Source organism: Nostoc sp. NMS9, assembly GCF_017114995.1.
In the GTDB taxonomy this organism is placed as follows: Bacteria; Cyanobacteriota; Cyanobacteriia; order Cyanobacteriales; family Nostocaceae; genus Nostoc.
This window is the reverse complement of sequence record NZ_JABXKL010000015.1, coordinates 88,439-109,579: the sequence shown is the minus strand read 5'-3', so window position 1 is coordinate 109,579 and position 21,141 is coordinate 88,439. Positions and strand designations below refer to the sequence as shown.

General features: G+C 41.6%; 20 protein-coding genes. 10 read left to right on the top strand and 10 right to left on the bottom strand.

The window, feature by feature from the left end:
* Positions 1 to 48: 48 nt before the first annotated feature.
* The 5 genes from recR to HWQ40_RS05695 form a co-directional block, all read right to left on the bottom strand.
* Complete coding sequence (gene recR, locus HWQ40_RS05715) at positions 49 to 606, bottom strand: recombination mediator RecR (RefSeq protein WP_292775491.1); 558 nt, start codon at positions 604 to 606, stop codon at positions 49 to 51.
* A gap of 104 nt (positions 607 to 710) precedes the next feature.
* Positions 711 to 2,405: an AAA family ATPase gene (locus HWQ40_RS05710; protein WP_292775490.1), complete on the bottom strand. Its 1,695-nt coding sequence runs from the start codon at positions 2,403 to 2,405 to the stop codon at positions 711 to 713.
* Complete coding sequence (locus HWQ40_RS05705) at positions 2,402 to 2,926, bottom strand: helix-turn-helix domain-containing protein (protein WP_292775489.1); 525 nt, start codon at positions 2,924 to 2,926, stop codon at positions 2,402 to 2,404. Before HWQ40_RS05705 ends, HWQ40_RS05710 begins: the two co-directional genes overlap by 4 nt.
* A complete protein-coding gene (locus tag HWQ40_RS05700; protein ID WP_292775488.1) occupies positions 2,916 to 3,311 on the bottom strand; it encodes a type II toxin-antitoxin system RelE/ParE family toxin in 396 nt (131 codons plus the stop codon). The genes HWQ40_RS05705 and HWQ40_RS05700 overlap by 11 nt, the downstream gene beginning before the upstream one ends.
* Before the next feature lie 394 nt (positions 3,312 to 3,705).
* Positions 3,706 to 4,743, bottom strand: coding sequence for an aldo/keto reductase (locus tag HWQ40_RS05695; protein ID WP_292775636.1), 1,038 nt, complete (start codon positions 4,741 to 4,743; stop codon positions 3,706 to 3,708).
* Positions 4,744 to 4,910: 167 nt separating this feature from the next.
* On the opposite strand from HWQ40_RS05695, the gene HWQ40_RS05690 reads away from it, so the two are divergent.
* The 4 genes from HWQ40_RS05690 (at position 4,911) to HWQ40_RS05675 (ending at position 9,500) form a co-directional block, all read left to right on the top strand.
* Positions 4,911 to 5,285 (top strand): hypothetical protein, encoded by a 375-nt coding sequence (locus HWQ40_RS05690; protein WP_292775487.1) that lies wholly within the window; start codon positions 4,911 to 4,913, stop codon positions 5,283 to 5,285.
* 92 nt (positions 5,286 to 5,377) lie between these two features.
* A complete protein-coding gene (locus tag HWQ40_RS05685) occupies positions 5,378 to 7,270 on the top strand; it encodes a lipoxygenase family protein (RefSeq protein ID WP_292775486.1) in 1,893 nt (630 codons plus the stop codon).
* A gap of 118 nt (positions 7,271 to 7,388) precedes the next feature.
* Positions 7,389 to 8,738 (top strand): cytochrome P450, encoded by a 1,350-nt coding sequence (locus HWQ40_RS05680; protein WP_292775485.1) that lies wholly within the window; start codon positions 7,389 to 7,391, stop codon positions 8,736 to 8,738.
* Positions 8,739 to 8,939: 201 nt separating this feature from the next.
* Positions 8,940 to 9,500, top strand: a complete 561-nt coding sequence (locus HWQ40_RS05675; protein WP_292775484.1) for a hypothetical protein — start codon at positions 8,940 to 8,942, stop codon at positions 9,498 to 9,500.
* 50 nt (positions 9,501 to 9,550) lie between these two features.
* Here the strand turns inward: HWQ40_RS05675 and HWQ40_RS05670 are convergent, their stop codons facing one another.
* Positions 9,551 to 10,291, bottom strand: a complete 741-nt coding sequence (locus HWQ40_RS05670; RefSeq protein WP_292775483.1) for a chromophore lyase CpcT/CpeT — start codon at positions 10,289 to 10,291, stop codon at positions 9,551 to 9,553.
* Between the two features lie 206 nt (positions 10,292 to 10,497).
* Positions 10,498 to 10,995: a GNAT family N-acetyltransferase gene (locus tag HWQ40_RS05665; protein WP_292775482.1), complete on the bottom strand. Its 498-nt coding sequence runs from the start codon at positions 10,993 to 10,995 to the stop codon at positions 10,498 to 10,500.
* A 270-nt stretch (positions 10,996 to 11,265) separates the two neighbouring features.
* Between HWQ40_RS05665 and HWQ40_RS05660 the strand changes: the two genes are divergently transcribed.
* Positions 11,266 to 11,856 carry a flavodoxin family protein gene (locus HWQ40_RS05660; RefSeq protein WP_292775480.1) on the top strand — a complete coding sequence of 197 codons (591 nt, stop codon included), beginning with the start codon at positions 11,266 to 11,268 and terminating at the stop codon, positions 11,854 to 11,856.
* A 170-nt stretch (positions 11,857 to 12,026) separates the two neighbouring features.
* Positions 12,027 to 13,046 carry a tRNA-dihydrouridine synthase family protein gene (locus HWQ40_RS05655; protein ID WP_292775479.1) on the top strand — a complete coding sequence of 340 codons (1,020 nt, stop codon included), beginning with the start codon at positions 12,027 to 12,029 and terminating at the stop codon, positions 13,044 to 13,046.
* A 28-nt stretch (positions 13,047 to 13,074) separates the two neighbouring features.
* Here HWQ40_RS05655 and HWQ40_RS05650 read toward each other — a convergent pair whose 3' ends face one another.
* Together HWQ40_RS05650 and dpdE are read right to left on the bottom strand one after the other, a co-directional pair.
* A complete protein-coding gene (locus HWQ40_RS05650; RefSeq protein WP_292775478.1) occupies positions 13,075 to 13,878 on the bottom strand; it encodes an SDR family NAD(P)-dependent oxidoreductase in 804 nt (267 codons plus the stop codon).
* Positions 13,879 to 14,414: 536 nt separating this feature from the next.
* Complete coding sequence (gene dpdE, locus HWQ40_RS05645; RefSeq protein ID WP_292775477.1) at positions 14,415 to 17,726, bottom strand: protein DpdE; 3,312 nt, start codon at positions 17,724 to 17,726, stop codon at positions 14,415 to 14,417.
* Between the two features lie 867 nt (positions 17,727 to 18,593).
* Here dpdE and HWQ40_RS05640 point away from each other — a divergent pair.
* The 4 genes from HWQ40_RS05640 to HWQ40_RS05625 all read left to right on the top strand — a co-directional run bounded on the left by HWQ40_RS05640 (position 18,594) and on the right by HWQ40_RS05625 (position 19,804).
* Positions 18,594 to 18,797: a hypothetical protein gene (locus tag HWQ40_RS05640; RefSeq protein WP_292775476.1), complete on the top strand. Its 204-nt coding sequence runs from the start codon at positions 18,594 to 18,596 to the stop codon at positions 18,795 to 18,797.
* A gap of 62 nt (positions 18,798 to 18,859) precedes the next feature.
* Complete coding sequence (locus tag HWQ40_RS05635) at positions 18,860 to 19,114, top strand: RNA-binding S4 domain-containing protein (protein ID WP_292775475.1); 255 nt, start codon at positions 18,860 to 18,862, stop codon at positions 19,112 to 19,114.
* 47 nt (positions 19,115 to 19,161) lie between these two features.
* The gene (gene arfB, locus HWQ40_RS05630; protein WP_292775474.1) at positions 19,162 to 19,578 is read left to right on the top strand and encodes an alternative ribosome rescue aminoacyl-tRNA hydrolase ArfB; all 417 of its coding nucleotides are present in this window, start codon (positions 19,162 to 19,164) and stop codon (positions 19,576 to 19,578) included.
* 49 nt (positions 19,579 to 19,627) lie between these two features.
* Positions 19,628 to 19,804, top strand: coding sequence for a hypothetical protein (locus tag HWQ40_RS05625; protein ID WP_292775473.1), 177 nt, complete (start codon positions 19,628 to 19,630; stop codon positions 19,802 to 19,804).
* 303 nt (positions 19,805 to 20,107) lie between these two features.
* On the opposite strand, the gene HWQ40_RS05620 is transcribed toward HWQ40_RS05625, so the two are convergent.
* The gene (locus HWQ40_RS05620; protein WP_292775472.1) at positions 20,108 to 21,034 is read right to left on the bottom strand and encodes an NmrA family NAD(P)-binding protein; all 927 of its coding nucleotides are present in this window, start codon (positions 21,032 to 21,034) and stop codon (positions 20,108 to 20,110) included.
* Positions 21,035 to 21,141 lie beyond the last annotated feature (107 nt).

Sequence of the window (21,141 nt, the reverse complement as noted above, 5' to 3'; positions counted from 1 at the left end):
AACTGAACCGTATTGAGTAAAGTGATTAACCAGCAAAATCAACAAAATTTAATCTAATTCTCGGCGTCCTTCCAACGCCCTCGCCAAAGTAACTTCATCTGCGTACTCCAAATCGCCACCTACAGGTAAACCAAAAGCAATCCGCGTCACCTTGGCAAATGGTTTCAATAGCTGACCGATATACAGGGTTGTTGTCTCCCCTTCTACACTCGGACTAATTGCGAGAATTACTTCTTGAGGTTTTTGCTGACTCACCCGGCGCTGCAAAGCTAGTATAGTCAACTGATCTGGGCCAATTCCATCAATTGGCGAAATCACCCCGCCCAAAACGTGATATTTGCCTTTGTATTCGCGGGTTTTTTCCAGCGCAATCACATCACGAGGATCTGCAACAACACAGATAGTATTATTGTCACGGTTGGCATTGCGGCAAATTTCACAAACAGGTTCAGCAGATAAGTGAAAGCAAACAGAACACAAGCCTATCTGTTTTTTTGCCTCAACTAAAGCTTGTGCCAAAGCTTCTACTTCTGCTTCTGGTCGCTTCAAAATATGCAAAGCCAGTCGTTGGGCACTTTTGGGGCCAACTCCCGGTAGGCGTTGCAATTGTTCAATTAACCGTGCTAAAGGGCGTGCGTAAACCGTTGTCTTGTCTCCAGAATGTTTTTACCATAACTATGATGACACTTTTACAAGATTTTTTAGATTGGTTATTTAATATTCTGACCCGATGAATACTTATAGGATGACTTTTGTAATTCACGTGCTAGTTCAGACAATCCGCAGTCCTTTAAGTTTTGGTAAAAACTCTCGTCCTTTAAGGTACGGAATTTTGCAAGTGAACGTATTGCGTCTTCTAGCTCTTTCACACGATTTAACTGGTAAGCCAAACTAGCTGCTTGCTCTATAACGGTAGGATTGTACTCTCGGCGTATAAACTGCTTCGCCGACTCAAACGCACCTTCCAAATCTCCATTATCTTTCAAAGTTTCTATTGCTAAAAAGATGAGCGAACCTCCTAGCTGCTTCGGAGGAATATCTGGAATTAATCTGGCTGCAATCTCAGTTTGGCCTAACTTCAAAGCTGTTCTCGCTGCAATCAATTTTGCTGGGATTTGGATATCGTCATCAAGTTCTTGATCATCACACAAAGGAAAAACAACATCAAAACTTTTAGAATATTCTTCTATATCTTCCAATATATCTGCGTAGCGTACAGCTTGTTCTGAGTTAAGTTCTTCCCTTTGCCATAGGGAATCGATGACACGCACAGCTTTTTTCTTATCTTGTTTATCAAGCTTTCGCTCAGATAAATAGCTTTCTGCAAGAATTTGTTGTGCTTCTTGGTCAGTTGGTAATAGCTCAAGGAGTTCCCAACCAAAAGACCTTAATTTTTCTGTATTCTCCCTTAACCGGAAGAACCGCATAGCAGTACGATATACATCTGGATGCGGATAGAGTGCAACTAGCTCTAAAACATCCTCTTCTGACTTTTCGAGTGAAGATGAAAAGAGCAAGCGACTACCTATTTGCTCAATCTCAGCCCGAATATTTTCACTAGAAAGTTCTAAATTCAATCCATAGAAGAGTCGCACATAATTGCTTACTAGTTCCTTATTACTGTCAGGATCAGCAATTGCTAAAAACTCTTCTTGTTCTAGATTCTCACAGGAAAACAAAAAAAACAGTTTAGTCTCATCTGTTTCAAAAATTTGGCAACATCTTTGCTTAAAACTTTCTAAATCTTTAGGTTTTGGTACGCGTGATACAACAACTTTAACATCGATTGACTTTCCAAGCGCTTTAGCTACTGCACTCTGCTCAATTAGTTGCTTAATATGCTTACTTACTTTAATACTTTCTGAACTCAAAGGAGACAGCATGACAACTTCATCAGGTAGCTGCTGTGTACAAATACCTGCTATTTCGGTAATGCCTGTGCGGGAGTCTATAATCACAAAATCCGCCTGTAATTCTTTTTCAATCCGGGCAAGAAACTGTTGAAAAAACGCAACACCATCACGTTTTTTAGAGAATAATAAATTCCAGTCAAGCTCAGTCAGCTTTCTGTAATATTCATTGGAGAGATACTGCCCTGCTGGAATGAGCCACAAGGGTGAAGTTTTTTTTGAAGGAATTGGTACTTGAAGGCTTATTTGCTCAATGCTTCCTGGATCAGTATTTTGTTCCTGATAATCTAAGATGTAATCGAGAAGTCCTTTTTGATCAGCTGGTAATTCAAATCCAGAAAACTGGGCAAACTTTGCGTCTAAACCTGGTGCTTCAAGGTCAAAATCTACTAAAACAGTTTTTCGACCCAGTTTAGCTAGATAAAGTGCAAAATTTGCTGCTGCCAGTGTTCTACCAACACCACCTTTATATGAATAAAAAGTAATTGTCTTCATGCCACACTATCCCTCCCCCAAGAACCTCCTTGTCGATGCCGAACATGCTGTGCCTCAGAATATGTCTCTCTCTCTTTCGGTGAGATTAAGTTAAAATCTGGGGTTGGTACTTCCTTCACTGGCTCTGTGTCTTCAGCATCTTCAAATATTGCGTTGATGGCTGCCTCTACGTCTATCTTATCCACAGTCAGATTTGCTGCAATTATTTCAACCCGCTGCTTTTCTATAATAATCGCTGCCTCAAAATCTGCCCCTAAAGCATTTAAGTATTTAAGTACGGAGTCAAAAGTGTGATCATGATTGATGTCTTCCAACTTAGATACCCAACTTTGTCCCACACCAAACCGTTCACCCATTTCTTTTTGGGTAAATCCAAGCCGCTTACGTACATTTCGCATTGCCTGAGTTAAAGCAAGCCGAAAAATCTCCTGACGTTCGACGAGACGATTCTCTGGTGTGTCTTGGACAATTTTGTTTAAGGAAGCCAAAGCATCGCCACCTAGATGAGGATTATTGCTCATCTGTTTTATCCTCCTTCGCTATTGTAAAATCTCGCCTTTTAGCTGCAATCTTAATTTGTCTTAGTGGAGTCTTATCCCCTTTCTTCTTAAAAGCGTGCAGCAAAATTAGACGCTTACCTTTACCTGGTAAAGCACACACAAAGATACGGATATTGTTACGAGTGTTATCCAAACGTAATTCATAAAGCTTATCTTCTGTCTCTATTTTGTCTAAGATGTCCGAGCGTTCGCGCTGTAAGGCTAATCCTTTGTTCTTTAAATAGTAGAGGCGCAGTTTAAACTGCTTCAATTCGCCCTGAGTGAGCGAAGGATCATTGAAGAACTCCTCAACTGGTTTAGTCCCGTCTACCTCCTGGTAGTAAATAATCTCCCATTCTTCACTCACCACAGGCTCCTCACACCCTGAATTAATATGCCATATTTGGAATATTAATCGATATTACAATATTATCAACTTAAAAATTCGGTTGGTTTGATTGTCGGTGAGTTCAGTCGTTATACAGTTAGGTTATGAGTGGTGTAGTTTTGAGCCTATGGGGTTGGCGAGGTGAACTGTGAGGAGCGTAGGCGTAGCCCGCCGCAGGCATCGCCTCTTTGAGATATTCCTCTTCTGTCATTTTCCGGGTATTATAATTGATCCCTCTGCATTAAAAACGCTACGCTTTTACGCAAAATTGTACTTAGTTCTGGATTTTGCAGCCGTGCCAGTTTTGTGCCCACAGCAAGATATAAGGTTGTTTGCTGTGAACCTTAGTTTTCAAACACGCCCTAGCTAAAACTTATCCTAACCACTCAGGATTTTTGGCTGTACTATCAAATTGGTTAGTGGTTTTAAACAGTTCATACTGACCTTTGAGAGCAGCTTGGCGAGTCCGATTCAGTAATGCTCTAACTTGTTCCTGGCTCATGGGTGTAAAAGTACTTACTGCCTCGAAAGCCTGGTTTAAGATGGGCATACTTTCAATGCCTGTAATCACCGTTGAAGTTGGCAGATTCATCGCGTAATGCAGACATTCGATCGGTTTGACCACATTGCTTTTGAGAATGTTTTGGTCGCCCATTGATTTCATGCCCAGTACAGCAATTCCGTCTTGAACCAGTCTGGGTAAAACTTGCCTCTCAAAACTGCGGAAATGGGCATCCATAACATTTAACGGCATCTGCACTGCATCAAAACGGAAGTTGTTTTGATTGGCAACTTCCAACATTCTCAGGTGTACTAAAGGGTCTTTGTGTCCAGTAAAGCCTATGTAGCGAATCTTGCCAGCTTTTTGTGCTTCCACAACTGCTTCCATCGCACCACCAGGGGCAAAAATCCGGTCTGGGTCTTCCATGCGAATGACTTCATGATGCTGCAACAAATCAATCCGGTCTGTTTGCAAACGTTTTAAAGATTCATCAATTTGTTTAGCAGCAGCCGCCTTTGTGCGACCGTCAATTTTAGTCATCAGAAAAGCTTTTTGACGATAACCATTTTGTAGAGCTTTACCCATGCGAATTTCGCTACCTCCATTATGGTAATCCCAGCTATTATCCATAAAATTAATCCCGCGATCAAGAGCAGTACGGATCAGCGCAATACCCTCTTGTTCATCTTTTGGTCTACCAATATGATGACCACCTAGACCAATTACAGATATTTGTTCTTTGGTGCGTCCTAGTTGCCTGTAGAGCATTTCACCTTTTTTAATCTGGAGTGGGGTAGACTGATTTTGTGCTAAAACCTGTTTGGTTAAACCTTGTAAAGCAAATACCCCGGCTCCACCTAAACCAGAAGCAGAAACTACCTTCAGTAAATTTCGTCTGCTAATATCCACAAATTTATCCTTTTGCCACAGCATGAGAACTTGCCTTCATAGCTTTGCATGGAGCAAAATTCGCTGCTTCTAACTGTTGAAGGATAAAGGCAGTGAGATAGAGATAGATTTTTGATAGAGGGAAGGTAATAGAAAAATATTCCATCGCTGTGTAAGCAGAAGAAGCATTGGAGACATCAGCAGCAGAGGAAGAATCTGATAGTCGTATTCCTGATATTGTTTCAGTGGTTCAAATGTCAACTCAAACACAACACCTTATACCATTTCTTTGTGAGGCTGCGCCAAACCCTTTTAACTTCTTTCTTTGTGTCCAACTCTTACGAGACGCTGCGCGAATGCGGTTCGTTTTTCTTTCTTATACTTATGGTTTAGCGCATCTTCATACAGAATTGGTATTAGTACGAAAGTTCTCTTTGAGAATTGTTTCTAAATATTGGCAAATATTGTTTGTATTGCTAAATATTCTTTACAAGATTTATAAATGTTTAATGCGTGATTCAGGAGTTGATAAAATCCAGAAAATTTCTTTAGAAAAATCGTAATTTTAAACTTGATTGCGATAATACGTTTAGGTAACTCAAACCTGTTTATCCTAAACTATTAAAGTTCCCCATACTAAACATAAGTAGAGTCAATGACTGCTTCATCACCAGAAAATTCAATCAGCTCATCAAGTACTCATACTTTAGATATAGCTAGGCGAGAGTATCAATATAACTACATCCATATTCCATCTATTGCGATGCTAGATCGGCTTTCTATTGCCGAAGAGTTCACCACTAACTGGTATTTTTTATTAGCCCAGCAGTTACGAGTTGTGTTTATCAATACCTTGATTGTCAACAGAGGCAATCAAGGTTCTAAATCGATTCGTGATGATGTAAAAAGGTTTATTTTAGAAGCCTTGCTCAAGGGAGCAGTACCAGTAAAAATCAGTATTCTGGCAAGAATCTTGCAAATTATCCCTCAGTTTTTGCTCAATGGCATATCTAAGGATCTTAGAGAACTCGACGATCTTTTTTATTCTATTCTGAAAGAAAACGGGCTTGTGATCCTCAGAGATGCTCTCAATAGGATAATTAACCTTCTATATGAAGGACAGCCTACAGGACATGCAACCAGTCTCAAGGACTACGAAAATTTGTTTCCGGTGATTGGTGTGCCAGCGATCGCTAAAACTTACCAAGAAGATGAAGTATTTGCCTACATGAGAGTCGCTGGCTACAATCCCGTGATGATCGAGCGAGTAACGACTCCAGGCGATCGCTTCCCAGTCACAGACGAACATTACCAAGGAGTAATGGGAACTGACGATTCATTAGCAGCAGCCGGACTTGAAGGCAGGCTCTACTTAGCTGATTATAAAATTTTAGATGGTGCGATCAACGGTACATTCCCACACGAGCAAAAATATCTCTATGCTCCCCTAGCACTGTTTGCCTTACCCAAAGGCTCAGACCCCACCCGTCTATTGCGTCCGATAGCCATTCAATGCGGTCAAACCCCAATCCCAGATTATCCGATCGTTACCCCTAACTCCGGTAAATACTCTTGGCTTTTTGCCAAAACAGTAGTGCAAATAGCAGATGCCAACTTCCACGAACCTGTTACTCACCTAGCAAGAACTCACCTCTTAGTTGGTGTATTTGCGATCGCCACAGCTCGACAACTGCCACTCACCCATCCCCTAAGAATTCTACTGCACCCGCATTTTGACAGCACTTTAGCAATTAACGATGCCGCTCAACGTATTCTCATAGCTCCAGGCGGTGGTGTCGATAGATTACTCTCATCATCAATCGACAACTCTCGCGTTTTAGCAGTCCTAGGATTACAAAGCTATGGTTTTAACAGCGCCATCTTACCTAAGCAATTCCAACAGCGCGGTGTAGACGATCCCAATCTCTTACCTGTTTATCCTTACCGGGATGATGCCCTAATAGTCTGGGATGCCATTCATCAATGGGTTTGGGACTACCTGAACCTATACTACACCACGGATGAAGACATTCAAAAAGACAGAGCATTGCAAGCGTGGGCAGCCGAAATCTCAGCTTACGATGGTGGTCGCATCCCCGATTTTGGCGAAGATGGAAGCATCAAAACGCGCAATTACCTAATTGATGCCACTACGCTGATTATTTTCACTGCCAGCGCTCAACACGCTGCGGTTAACTTTCCGCAAAAAGATTTTATGAGCTACGCCGCAGCGATTCCAATGGCAGGTTATTTACCAGCCTCAACTCTCAAAAGAGAAGTTACTGAGCAAGACTACCTTAATTTGCTCCCTCCCTTAGATCAGGTACAACGGCAATACAACCTACTCAGCTTATTGGGATCTGTGTACTATAACAAGCTGGGCGATTATCAGCAAGGATACTTTACAGACCAAAAAGTAAAACCATTGTTACAAGCATTCCAGAGTAATCTTCAGCAGGTAGAAGATACCATCAAGCAACGTAATTTGCACCGTCCAACCTATGAGTATCTGCTTCCTTCTAAAATTCCTCAGAGCATCAATATTTGAATTGGGAACTGGGGGACAAGGGAAATTATTGAACAAATTGCTTCCTGTCTCTTTCCAATGCCCAATGACAAATGCCCAATGCCCAATGCCCAATGACAAATGACTCAAAATAAATACTATGACACTTAAAGATAAAATCCTCAAAGGTCACGATCGCCAGCTTTGGCTTGCACCTATACTAGCTAAAGTAGGTTACGACACTGCGATCGGCAAGTTTCTACGCTTGATTTTTTATTACACAGATGCATCAATCATACTCAATGCATGGCGGGACTTTCTCTATATCCGTAAGGATAATATTGGAGACAAGTATTTTGCAGTAGACCAAGCAATTATGCATTCCTCTCACTCGCAGGTGAGAGAACTAATGCAAACCCAACCACAACTGCGAGGAAATGATTTAGGCATCATCAGAATATTAGCTCCTAGCTACCTGCTGGATAATCCTCTGAGCTTGGGAACAAACGGTAACGAACACACAGGACTACGTGCTGTGTTTTTACAAGCCTTACCGGAACCGTCAGAGCAGATAGACTTTTTAGGGGATTTAGTTGAGCAAAGCCTGTTAGAGGCTGCTAGACAGGGTAAATTACACATCGGCAACGATTTGCCAAAGATCATGCTGTCGATTTTGCATCAACTAGTTTTTCAGATATCTTTATCTGAAGACGAAATCACAGCATCAAGTAGTTACATTAAAGGTTTGGCTCTCGCATCCTTACCTAACTTTATAAGCAAGTATCTGCTGGCAATATTAACAGCGCCAAAAATTCGGCATCGTCAATATTTAACTAAGCGATATAAACAATCGGCTAAATGGGCATCTTACTTTGAAACAGGCGCTCAGTATCAGTTGAACGAACACCAAATCGCTAATAGCCTTTTCGATATGATTCATATCGCTGGTACTGCCGGCACAAGTGCGCTTTTGGGATCTGTTATTGGTGTTCTCTGCTTGGATAATACTCTTAGAAATCATGTAGTATCAGAAATTAATGCAGTCTGGAATGGCAAGAAAACTTTAGACTCAGACGCTCTAGAACGGTTAACACTTTTCAATCAGGTGATTCTAGAAACGGCTCGTCTCTATCCACCTGTGCGATTTGTTAGCCAACTCACCACTGAAGCGGGTGAAGTTGAGATTGGAGAACAAAAATGTCCATTCCAAAAAGGTACTCGCTTGCTTGGCTCTATTCTTACAGCTAATCGGGATACCAATAGATATCAAAATCCAGATAATTTTGACCTAATACGAAATTTTTCAGATATTTTATCTTGGAATGGCGAAGGGCATGAACGAGCTTGTCCTGGTAAATCCTTATCAATTGGCTTTATCAAAATTTTCTGTTTACATCTGTTCCACAACTATCAATGGGACTCAATTACAGAAGTCAAGTGGGATTTTGAAAAAGTGACTGCCGTTACTCCTAATAATTTAGTACTACAAGGTTTTGCTCAACGACTGTGAGTAAGGGACTTGCAGTTAAAAAAAACATCCCATCTCTGCGGGACGCTCCGCGAACGTAGGGGCGCACAACTGTGCATTGGTGTCAACTTAAGCTGAAATCTTCTGCTCTTTTTCTAGTGCCAGATTCCTCATCTTTTCTCTTACTCGGTTCTTGAAAAATTTAGGTATTCTTTTAGCCGAAAGGAAGTAATTACAAATTATATGGCTGAATTAATTGAGAAAAAGCAACTTAATAATATTGCTATCTGGATGATTCCAATCAAAGAAACAAACTTACCATTTGTCCTTAAAGGTGTGTTTTTTATGGATGGCAATCCACTGCCAGATACTTGCATTACTATGTACAATTTAGAATGGGATATACAGAATAGAACTTTGCTTTTACCGATCTTTGCCCCGTTACAGTGGACTTTTCATGACTCGATTGCTGGCTGGATATTACTACGTTTAATTCAATGGTTTCAAGTAAGTTACAAAATTCAGTTTGAAGATGAAACTTTGCAACAAGCTCAAGTCATACCTGTTTTCCTGGGAATATCAGTTTCAAAATCGATTGTCAGTTTCACAATGTCCCAAGACAAAAATTCTCTCAATGGAGATATTTGGCATAGAAAGAACGTTTGGTTCGGCGGACTTTCTCGGGCTGGTGAGTATACTCTCCGTAAGGTTGTTGATAAAGATGGTTGTTATACTCCTGCTTTTAACGATATGCTTACCAGAGTCCAAAATGAATGTTTAGTGATTGGACACGACTCAAATTGATCCAGCTCAGGTTAGTCAGCTAAAGCTTAGAACCTTGTTGCCCCCCATCGCTAACTTGAAACAGAGGTTTTATTCTTTTTTGATTTCTGTTTTTGCCAATCTGAAATTGTATTTTTTGTACTCCAAATTCCCAAAGCCAGCAACCCGAATGTGACAGAAGGTTCTGGAACAGAATTAACTCGACGGAATTCGATGGGTGTGGCCACAAGTAAATTACCTTTTTTGTCAAAAATTTTGTCTAAGGAGTCGATGCTACTCTGCTCAATAGTTACATCGGAAACCACTTTGAAGCCATTACTTGTTATACAGCCATTGGGAGCGTTATTCCCAATGTAGCTGTTCGGCTCCCAAAATAATTGCAGATTACAGGTGTTCTTCTCAACATTGTTAATACCAAGCTGTCGCCTAGACTGAGAATGATTGCATAATCCGCGTACAATATTTTCATTTACAAAGCTGCTAATACTTAGATTCACAGCCGAATTTCCTTCATTAAAAGAATAGAGGCGTAGCCGCTCAAAACCTGGGCTTTCTTGCTCTAGATAAACGTTCTGTGTGCCAGCCAAAGGATTAGTATCATCTAGTTGCACACTACAATTTGACATAGTAATTAATGGCACAGAGGGGCTATTAGCAATCTGTTGGGCATTATCAAAAAAACCAGTGAACCACTGTGCTACTTCCTGAACCTGTGTTTTAATTGGTGGCGCACTGGTATCAGCACGGCTTTGTTGAAGAAATGAAAATGTTGTTACCAAGAATGTCAAAATTGATACTTTTAGTAAATGCATAGAGGTTTGGATTCCAACAAGAGCAGATTACAGACTTATGGACAACTAATTTACACCATCAAGCCCCATCTTCTGTCATGAAATAAATTTCCTAGCTGTTGGCTAATAACCCTCTTGTGTCACTTTCCAGATTAAGCAAGTAGTAAATAACTTAAATTATCCAAATTAGCCACTCAGTTTAATTTTAAAGATAACCTATCAACTAGTTAGCTATTATACGCGAATATCAAAAATTCAGTTCCTTCATAGATGAACTCTGCCATCTTGCACATACCCATCTTTTGATGTGCCTGAAGTGATGCTTTGTTGTTTGCGTTTATGAACAGTATTCCTTCCCGGTCTGGTAGAAAATCTTTCAACTTAGCAAACATTACCGCAGCAATACCTTGTCCACGCATAGTTTCATCAACACAAATGGGGCCATATAAGTAAGCATCTTTTGTACCAGGATAGGCTTGTAACATCACCGTTATAATTGGTAAATTAGCAGTTGTCTTTGACCAACTGAGTAAGAATCCTACAACTTGACCATCTTTACGGGCTACAACGCTCGGCATTTTAGATATGGTCATCATTACAGCCTCTGGCTCAAGATGACCTAACAACATACCACCATGTTCTGCATCATTGGCTTGGACCAACTTGACGATTTCAGTAACATCATTGGGGCTGGCACGGTCAATCACTACATTATTGAGACACATACCTGGTTGATATAAATAGGAGAAAGACTTGGAGCAAAAGAATTTTCTTTTAGAAGAATAACAGAGAAGAACAAATTAGAGACTAACAAAATCTATTTTTATGTTTTGTTACATAATAAGTTTAGCCCTAAGTTTCAGTACACGGCTCTAGCTCCAGAAAAAACCTGCTGGGATTTGCATGACTTTAAGATTGACTACTTTACTTTATAAGCCAGTAGTCCTTATGATATTTCTCGTTCAGTTTCAGTCAAAATTTTAACTAAACCTCTTATGCCCAGCGTTGTGATTATCTATTTTTCTAGTGCAGGTCATACTCATCTTATGGCCCAAGCTATTGCTGAAGGTGCAAGTAAAGTTAAAGACACTACTGTTGAACTGCTACGGATTACTGGAGAGCAGATAGTCAATGGTCGTTGGAAGAATGATGAGGTAATAGCAACTCTCAATCAAGCTGATGCAATTGTTTTTGGCTCTCCTACCTACATGGGTGGTGTCGCGGCTCAGTTCAAGGCATTTATTGATGCTGCTAGCGAAGTTTGGTTCCGACATGGATGGAAAGACAAAATCGCTGGGGGTTTTACCCATTCCAGCTCTCCTAGTGGCGATAAACAAGGCACACTTCTCTATTTAGCTACCAACGCAGCCCAACATGGCATGATTTGGGTAAATGTGGGAGACTTGCAAAGCTTTTTATCTGGTAAAGATGATGGGGTAAATCGATTAGGAGGATTTCTAGGTGTAATGGGTCAAAGTCAACTTGATATGAGTGGCAAAGAACCAGTGTTAGATTCGGGTGATTATCTGACTTCACTACGCTTTGGGGAACGCATTGCAGAGGCAACTAAACGTTGGATTAAGTAGCTTTTGACACTTATATTTGGTTATAGCACCCTTGTATCTGACAAAAAATTCAAAGAGTCAAAGTTGCACCAAAGCAGCGATCGCTTGGAACAGGCAGTACACTGCTACTATGCCAAAACTTCCAGAGTGCGTAGGCGTAGCCCGCCGTAGGCATCGCTGTCTTCATGTTTATGCCCCAGGTATCGCTCCCCCAATCGTTCTATCCACACCTACCCCTCACCGCTCTTGCGCCCATGCAGGATGTGACAAACCTCTGGTTTATGAGGGTCATCGCCCACTACGGCAGCCCTGACTACTTTTTTACCGAATATTTCCGCGTCAATGATACCTCACGGCTCAATCGTAGCATTCTGGCAGCAATCACCGAAAACGACACAGGTCGCCCCGTTTTTGCTCAAATGATTGGCGAAAGCATTCCAGACTTAGTAAGAACAGCAAAGGAACTCTGCAACTATAATATCGCTGGAGTTGACTTGAATATGGGCTGTCCAGCACCTAGAATCTATCGCAAAAATGTTGGAGGTGGATTGCTGCTCTTGCCGGAAAAAGTGGATCGGATTTTGGCAGAACTGCGGCAAGCAGTCAACGATCGACCTTTGACCGTCAAGATGCGTGTAGGCTTTGAAAATACAGATAATTTTTACAAAATTCTAGATATAATCAATCGCCACAGCATTGATTTGCTGAGTTTGCATGGTCGCACGGTGAAAGATATGTACCACGGGGCAGTGAAGTATGATTTGATCGCTGAAGCAGTCAGACGAGTTCATTGTCCAGTACTTGCTAATGGCAATATCAACTCGGCAACAACTGCTGTTGAAGTGCTTTCTCAAACGGGCGCGGCGGGTGTGATGGTAGGACGCTGGGCGATCGGGAATCCTTGGCTTTTTAATCAAATTCGGCAAGCTTTGCGTTTCGAGCCGATCGCGCCCGTTCCTTTAGCGGAGGTACGCAACTATATTGATCGTTTATGGCAAACCCCCACAGCAGCAACTATGCCAGAGCGATCGCGCGTAGGCTACATGAAAATGTTCCTCAACTACATTGCCCTGAGTGTTGACACTGAAGGTGATTTTTTACGGTTGATGCGCCAGACTTCTACTGAGGCAGAATTGTTTAACCTTTGCGATCGCGTTCTCCTTACCGATCTGACAAAAACTTTAGCCCTAGCACCTTCTTTGAGCGTGTAATATCGGGCGTTGTAGATTTGGCTGTGATTTATGGTAAATTCAACCGCTTACGCGCACCAAATCGAAACAAGTTATCTGGCAATATTGCTTTTAAGCGAGGCAACCATTGTGCCTCATTGCCAACACGATAGCGTAATCGTGGCAACCGACTACGAGCAGCAAATAGAATCGTCTGTGCAACTTTTTCAGGATCGTCGCCTTGTGCAATTGCTTGACTAACAGTTGAGCGAATCACATCGCGTACATTGTCGTAATCAGCGTAATTCAATGTGGGTGACAACATGGCGTGGTTGAAGTTGGTCTTAAAGTAACCAGGCTCAATTAAAGACACTTTAATATTGAAGGGGTCGAGTTCCACGCTCAATGCTTCACTATAACCTTCAATTGCAAACTTACTTGCACTGTAAAAACCTTGGCCTGGTGCGCCAATCAATCCCGCCAGCGAACTGATATTAATAATATGCCCACTACGCTGCTGTCTCATAACTGGCAAAACAGCATTGCTAACCCGGACAACACCCCAAAAGTTGGTTTCAAAAACCTCCTTGGCTTGTTCTAAAGAAGTTTCCTCAATCATGCTGGCATGAATTTGTCCAGCATTGTTAATCAGTAAATCAATGTGATTAGCCCGTGCGAGCAACTGTTTGATACAGGATTGTACTGAAGACTCAGAGGTAACATCGAGTGTCAACATTTCCACATCTTGTAAAGTTGGATGTTCCTTGCGACTGGTACCGAAGACCCAGTAACCTTCTTGAGCAAGCTTTTGAGCAGTTAACTGCCCAAATCCAGATGATGCTCCTGTTACTAGCACAACCTTTTTATCAGTCATCGGTTCTCCTGTTGTTTGTGAATTCTTTGGTACTGCGATGGATTACACCCTGACTAATAGTCGCGTTTTTTCTAAACCTTATTCATTCTCAATAAAAACCTAATTTTAGCGACAATCCTAATATCTAATTTGTCAAGTATGAAACTTCAGTGTTCGAGATACCGATCAAACAAGCGTTTCAAGATTGTTAAGAAAAAATGTGAGTAATGGATAGCCAAAGCATCGGGGAGGAGAAACAATTTATGTCTGATATCATGTCCGCTAGATTACTTATTAAACCCGAAGAACCCCACCCCCAGCCCCTCCCCGCAGGCGGGGAGGGGTGCAATGACTGTGGAAATCATAACTAATTATACGGACATGATATGATGCGTGAGTCCTGCACTTTGTACCTTATCTACTTGAGAACTGCTGTATATGTTTTTATAGCAATTTCATCAGTAACACCAGAACAAAAATATCCCCGACTTTTTAAAGAAGTTGGGGATCTCAAGCTCTCAATTAGGATTACCAAACCTATTTAATCACACACAATATCACTCAAATTGCACAAGCGATCGCCCCGATACCACAATAAAACCCACAGAATCAAGCCTCAGAAGCGGCTGGCGAATTCCCTCTAGAATGGCTGTATTTAAAGCAGTTTCTATCTTCAATTCTTCAGCCAATGTATTATCCCAACTTTGCTGATTTAAACGTAGACCTAATTGTTCTACTCTATTGGCTAATTTCTTTTCGGCGACTTTAGCACAACTTTGACATAAATCAATAAAATCGGGACGATTGGAAAGTAATTCTGAAGAAGCGTTATGCATTTCATAGCAAAAATTTTGCCATTTACTAGGATCAACAAAATCGTCAATAATTCCTAAGCGCTCTTTTGCTAGATTGTAATCTCGTCCTTGATTATTGTTTTTATCTTTATATGGACGTTGCAGAATACTTAAGAGAGCTTTATCCTCAACAACCCGGATTGGCTCGTTGCGACCATCAACATAGATAGTTTCTATAATTGGTGGAAATAGAGCATCAACACGTCGCTGCAAGTTTTTGAATTGAGAATTATCTAGTTTGTTATCTAGTAAAACTTGTTTGGCAATTCTTAAATTTGCCTCGACTACATAATTGCACTGGAAACCGAACCATTCCTTCCCTTCTTTAGCGTCCCAAGATGCATCAGTACGCCATAGAGCAAAGGCTTCACCTCGGTCATCCCAGTTGATATAGTTCAAGAGTGCTTCGACAAATCCTTCGCCAACTCGAAAGAGTTTAACACCAGCATTCTGGTTTGCCACCCTGCGATTATAAGTACCAAATTGGTCAAGGGAACTCTCAGCAAAACGGTTTTGTAACTCATTTATCGGAACCAAGGTACGCGTTGTCGGTTGATAACGTCGCATCTCTGATGAATCGGGGTTATTCAGTCCTCTAAATCCCAGCGCGTCACAAATCCAGCCTTCAATTGCTCGCCTAATTTCTAGATGACGAGCATCGTAATTATCTAGGTCTTGAAAATACTCGGTAGCAATTTCATCGTTTGCATCAATTTCATCTAGAGCATTTTGTTCGCTAATTTTGGCTATTTCCGCTTCAATTTGCTCTTGAATTGGTGAAACCATCTCTAACAATCCAGCCGCACCTGACTGAAACAAAACTGTTTCTAATTCTGCAAGTTTTTCATCGACATAAAACTGGAGACTGGCAATTGATTGTTGGAAAATTCCAAACCCATCCTTTAATACTTTATACCAAGCATTGTGAGGGCTATCTTCTAAGTAGGGGCCAATCAAGGCACTAGATTGGATGCCAATTTTGCTGCCAATGCGGTCAAGTCTGCCAATTCTCTGTTCTAATTGATTAGGCGACCAAGGAAGGTCAAAATGAATTAACCAATCGGCAAACTGGAGGTTCCGTCCTTCTTCTCCAGAGCGATCGCATACTAAAATAAAGCAGTTTGGGTTATCCTTGAACCTATTTAAGCCTTCCTCAACCTTGTCTGGTGATTCTCCAAATTGATGACTGGCTATTGTCTCTGCACCAAAGGTATTAGATAAATATCGGACAATTTCGCCACAAGTTTGCACAAAACTGGTAAATACAATAAATTTGGGCAGAATATCGCCAGTAATTGGTCTCTTGATTCTCTGCTGTATTCTCGTGATGAATTCGTTTTGATTCTTCCGAACGTTTGCGGGAATTTTGAAGTATGTACCTAGCTGATTCAGCAGCACTGTTTTCAAATTTTCCGTCCGTTGTCCGTCCTCTTGAGGTTGACGAACAATTTTTAGTAAAGATTGGAGAATCTCTTCTTCCCCTGAAAATTTGGGGGTTGTAGTTAATAGGCGAACATCATCTTCTTTAAACTCCTGGATGAGTTTAGCATGAGGTTTCGCAGTTAAACGCGCCGTAATTACTTGTTCTAAAATCCCTAACCAAGTACCAGCAGCGAGAAATAACAGCAGAAAAACTCGTTGATATTGCTTTTCACCAGGAGCAACACTCCGCCATTGATTGAGGAGTTCGTGGATATCAAGCGATCGCTCGTCTAAATCATACTCTTCTTTTGGCGTAAAATTGCGGTCAAATATCACATCTTCCACCGCAGCGCGACGGTTGCGAAGCATTCGCCGATGTAGTCGATAGATATCGCTAACGTGGACGCGAATCGCTTGGACGATTTGCTCTTGTTCAGTAGAATTTGCTTGTAAACAATTTTCCAAATCATCCGCCAGCTTCAGTAAATACTTATCCTCAGCAAAAAGGTTTCGCAATTGCTGCAAGTTGCTTTTGAGAACTTCTGATTCTGCACCTTCTTTAAAAGAAAGTAGAAGTTTACCAATTTGCTGACGGCTTTCAACTTTGGTGCGGAAACCTGCTAAATCACCAAGTTTATAAGTTGTCGGGTCGAGCAAGTGCAACATGGCCAGAAAATCCTGCTCATGATTGAGAACCGGAGTGGCAGATAATAAAAGTAAGCGATCGCTTTTATGAGCAAGTTCTTTGCAAGTCTGAAAACGCTGGCGCACTGTTGCATCCTTAGAGGTTGCCATTGCTGCGATGTGATGGGCTTCATCTAAAATTAAGCAGCCTATCTTTGCTTTCAGGTTGATTTTATGAATATCTTCAACCGCCAGCACCGCTACCCGTTTGGGAAAATGGGAAATGTAAAACTTGTTTTCTAACTCAGTCCGCCATTGTTTGAGCAAATATTGCGGAACTATCACCACCGCACCTTTTTTCGGTTCATCAAGGAGGAATTGACGGAGAATCGCACCCGCTTCGATGGTTTTTCCGAGTCCCACCTCATCTGCTAACAAGTAACGTTGAATTGGGTCTTCCAGTACCCGCCTGACTACTTCAACTTGGTGAGGATAAAGATTAATATTTGCCGAAATCAGTCCCGTCATCCCGCGACTCACAGCGCGTTGCTGAATCAAGGATTTCACGAAAGCCAATCTTTTGTCGTGGAAGTAGGGCGTTTCGTGACCCTTCATCGCCAGAGTTTGGATAGGGTCTGTATTTGGTAGATTACAACGAACGTAAATGTCTTCAACAGAAGCGATCGCAGTTTTCTTATCTGGTAAATCAATTTGATACATTTCTGTATCATCATCCCAAATGAAAACTCTGCCAACTATCCATTTATCCTGAGTTTGGGATTTAATATAGCATCGAGCCTGGGGTTCCAGCTTGACTTGAGAAAGAGAATTTAAAGGTAAAGTTTTTTGGAGACGTTGCCCTATAGAGCAGAAATACTCAACGTTTGCATTAGTATCAGATATTTCTGTAACTTTTCCGATACCCAAAGAATTATTCTGGGACTGTACCAATAAACCAAGCTTAATCATAGATCCAGTCCCCTGAACACACTAAAAGAACCTTCCAGACTAGTTTTTAGCCCATATCTGGCAGTTTTGTCGATCAACATTATAGATAATAAACTGGTATTAGAGTTTTTGTTAGAGCGATATCTACGACGGTCACTGAGCGGAGTCGAACCATGCCGTACCACTTCGTTGAAGCAAGCTACGCGCAGCGTCTCGTAGAGAAGTGCAGGCTATTCGGCGTCGCTCCACCACAGCCAATTAATAAAATTAGCAATTTTCAGGTAAATACACCACGCAGTAGAAGTACAGCATTGTTCATTGGTGTTAACTTAACATGAAACCCTTGTCAAGACTTGATATTGAGTTCATTCACTTAACCATTACGATCCCCATCACCCCACCCCAGTTTTGTCTAAATCCAAAACCGCCCCTCCCCTTGGTAAGCTGTTAAGTACTTAATTTACACATTGAGACCGCAGGGGAGCAGAGGAGCAGGGGAGCAGGGGAGAGGGTTTGAAGTTCTTACCCACAATTTAAATTGTGCAACTTGTATGTACAACAGCTTAACTACCGTGTATACACAAGTCTGAAATAGCTGAGAAATCACGGTTTTACCCCACCCTAACCCTCCCCGATGCATTGGGGAGGGAACTAGATTCCTGTTTCCCCCTTTTCTAAGGGGGGTAATTTGACTTCTGTATACACGGTAGTTGGTAAGGGGAGGGGTAAAGCGTATGTGGGACAGCACTTGAGCTTAAGTTGACACCAATGAGCATTGCTGTGCTTACACAACATATACGGTTCAATTAAATGAAAACTGCTGTAAATTCACATTTCTCAGCAAAGTTTTGCGTAAAAGCATAACGTTGTTAAACGCAAGGCGACGCAATGGCATTGTTTGCCAACACAATGGCATTGTTCGCCGACGCAATGACATTGTTTGCCGACGCAATGACATTGTTTGCCGACGCAATGGCATTGTTTGCCAACACAATGGCATTGTTTGCCAACACAATGCCATTGCAGGGTATGACCAAATTTAATTTACTACAAATTAATGAAATGCTGTACTTAGCTGATTATGTGGTGTAACAGATTTACGCTTTGGCTTGAGAAGCCCACGATACAATTAAGATCGTATACATTTATTTACTATGAAGAAAATTAGAGACAACACAATTAAGTTAAATCAATTTTTAAAATTGATGGGTATAGTGCCAACTGGAGGTCAAGCCAAGCTGATGATTCAAGGTGGTGATGTCCAAGTAAACGGTATGCTGGAAACTCGACGAGGACGGCGACTAGTACCGGGCGATAAAGTGACAATCCAAGGACAGACTTTAGAAGTGAATTTGAACAACAATGAACACCCAGATGTAATGATAGATTTAAGCGAACAAACCGAGTAAAGAAAAGTTAGCCCAAAGTTACAAGTTTCTCTTTTGCCTTGTGAGTAATGCTGCAAATTTCCAACAATGTTATTATCCCACAGACTGAAATTGAAATTACTGCAATTCGCTCCCAAGGAGCGGGAGGTCAAAATGTGAATAAGGTTTCTACCGCGATCCATTTGCGCTTTGATATTGCAGCTTCATCATTACCCGATTATTATAAACAACAGCTTTTAAAGCTCAACGATCGACGTATTAACCAAGAAGGAGTAGTTGTAATTAAAGCCCAAGAACATCGAAGCCAAGAGAACAATCGTGAGTCAGCGTTGAGACGACTTCGAGAACTCATTCAAAGCGCAGTTGTCGTGACAATAAAACGCAAACCCACCAAACCAACTCGCAGTTCTCAAAGAAAGCGCCTTGACCACAAAAGTAAGCGTGCACAGATTAAATATAACAGAGGGCAGGTGACAGATTGTTGATTCATCTGTTATGTGTAGAACACACACTTATTATTAAATGTGAAACAAGATGAATAAGACATTACTAAAGATTTTGATGTTTGGGCTTTTAATTTTGTTTATCATCTCTCCCTTTGCAGCCCTTGCTAGTTTAATGCTTCTAGTATTAGTTTCGGCGTTTTTATTTTTACTAAGTGACGTGTTTCAAGCAATTATTGGTGGCGACACCGACCCGAAAAAGTCATAAAAGCAAAATTCCAAATGCAGATAGAGATTGACACGAAAAAGCCGCTTTCAAGGTGCGATCGCTTTAGCTTAGACAATTGCCAATCTGTCACTGCATAAGTTGACAGATACAATTGCTTTCTTAACCAAAAATTAAACAATTATAATAACGATTTCCTAAAAGGAAAGAGACTTTGAATCTTATTCCTTAACGTTAGTAGGGGAGCCAGTGCGTTGCGAAGGTTCCCCCCCGTTGTAGCAGCTGGCGTAAGGGGTTGAGGAACTCCTGAGTTTAACCATCGCTTTTCCTACTCAAGCCGCCGTTTTACGAATCTCCTTTGCTGAGAAATTGCTTAACTGTCATGGGTTTGATGTGAGGATAGCGAGCATTTCCAATCCGATCAAGTTTGCCCTTGCCCGACACCATCGCGTACATATACTGGTGGTAAACGTACTCTTCGAGCGAGCTGGCTGACGTTTTTTTGTTAGTAATCCAAGCTTTCATCTCGGCGATACTGCCCAATGATTTTTCGGTTAATTTACTGCCCGTCGCCCCTTCATAAGTGGCTTTCAACTGCTTCGAGGTCAGTGTGTCACCCGCAACTTCCAATGCCATGTTTGCCAAGCTTGGGTCGCTCACCGCTTCCGCCACATACTTGGCGGTATCATCAGTGGTCGTGAGATCGAGCGGCGTTTCACCATCGCCCCAGTATTGAAAGGTCTGATGTTCTAGGTCAAACAGTGGCATATAGGTGATGAACTCCATAAATACCCCGTTGAGAACTAAGGTATATTCCAAACCACTTTGCTGAAGATACTCAAATACTTCCTTGCGTTTATCCAGGTTGTCGTTGTCGCCGTAGTCCAGCTTGCGATAGTCCACGGAGTAATCAGAGGGAATGAACCGCTTCACACCCTGCTGTTTGGCAGCATCAATCAAGTTTTTCTGCCCTGGCACAGTCACTTCACTATTACCTATAGCAGAGACAACAACATCGACCCCTGCACACAATGGCAGTAGGGTTTCAGGCTCCATCACGTTGCCTTCGACGATCGCTGCGCCCTTGGCTTTCATTGCGTCGATCTTTTTACGATTTTCTCCATTGCTGTCGTCGATTGATGCCTGCGCTGGGCTAAGCCTACGCACCATTGCTCGAACATCAATGTTGCCTTTGTCCAGTAGAGCAGAAACAATCTTAGAACCCAGCATCCCAGTAGAACCAGCAACCAGAGCCGTCAATTTTGTCGTCATTATTTTCCTTGTAAAGGTTACAGAATTCATCCTTTGCCGCTATCTATCAATGAGGCATACTCATTACCTGAAAAGCAACTGCACGCCAGCGATCGCTTTGCCAAAGC

Excerpts from the sequence above, each read along its gene's own strand:
- HWQ40_RS05710 (WP_292775490.1), bottom strand. The coding sequence starts at position 2,405 with ATGAAGACAATTACTTTTTATTCATATAAAGGTGGTGTTGGTAGAACA.
- HWQ40_RS05705 (WP_292775489.1), bottom strand. The coding sequence starts at position 2,926 with ATGAGCAATAATCCTCATCTAGGTGGCGATGCTTTGGCTTCCTTAAAC.
- HWQ40_RS05685 (WP_292775486.1), top strand. The coding sequence starts at position 5,378 with ATGACTGCTTCATCACCAGAAAATTCAATCAGCTCATCAAGTACTCAT.
- HWQ40_RS05680 (WP_292775485.1), top strand. The coding sequence starts at position 7,389 with ATGACACTTAAAGATAAAATCCTCAAAGGTCACGATCGCCAGCTTTGG.
- HWQ40_RS05675 (WP_292775484.1), top strand. The coding sequence starts at position 8,940 with ATGGCTGAATTAATTGAGAAAAAGCAACTTAATAATATTGCTATCTGG.
- HWQ40_RS05670 (WP_292775483.1), bottom strand. The coding sequence starts at position 10,291 with ATGCATTTACTAAAAGTATCAATTTTGACATTCTTGGTAACAACATTT.
- HWQ40_RS05665 (WP_292775482.1), bottom strand. The coding sequence starts at position 10,995 with ATGTGTCTCAATAATGTAGTGATTGACCGTGCCAGCCCCAATGATGTT.
- HWQ40_RS05660 (WP_292775480.1), top strand. The coding sequence starts at position 11,266 with ATGCCCAGCGTTGTGATTATCTATTTTTCTAGTGCAGGTCATACTCAT.
- HWQ40_RS05655 (WP_292775479.1), top strand. The coding sequence starts at position 12,027 with ATGCCCCAGGTATCGCTCCCCCAATCGTTCTATCCACACCTACCCCTC.
- HWQ40_RS05650 (WP_292775478.1), bottom strand. The coding sequence starts at position 13,878 with ATGACTGATAAAAAGGTTGTGCTAGTAACAGGAGCATCATCTGGATTT.
- dpdE (WP_292775477.1), bottom strand. The coding sequence starts at position 17,726 with ATGATTAAGCTTGGTTTATTGGTACAGTCCCAGAATAATTCTTTGGGT.
- HWQ40_RS05640 (WP_292775476.1), top strand. The coding sequence starts at position 18,594 with ATGGCATTGTTTGCCAACACAATGGCATTGTTCGCCGACGCAATGACA.
- HWQ40_RS05635 (WP_292775475.1), top strand. The coding sequence starts at position 18,860 with ATGAAGAAAATTAGAGACAACACAATTAAGTTAAATCAATTTTTAAAA.
- arfB (WP_292775474.1), top strand. The coding sequence starts at position 19,162 with ATGCTGCAAATTTCCAACAATGTTATTATCCCACAGACTGAAATTGAA.
- HWQ40_RS05625 (WP_292775473.1), top strand. The coding sequence starts at position 19,628 with ATGAATAAGACATTACTAAAGATTTTGATGTTTGGGCTTTTAATTTTG.
- HWQ40_RS05620 (WP_292775472.1), bottom strand. The coding sequence starts at position 21,034 with ATGACGACAAAATTGACGGCTCTGGTTGCTGGTTCTACTGGGATGCTG.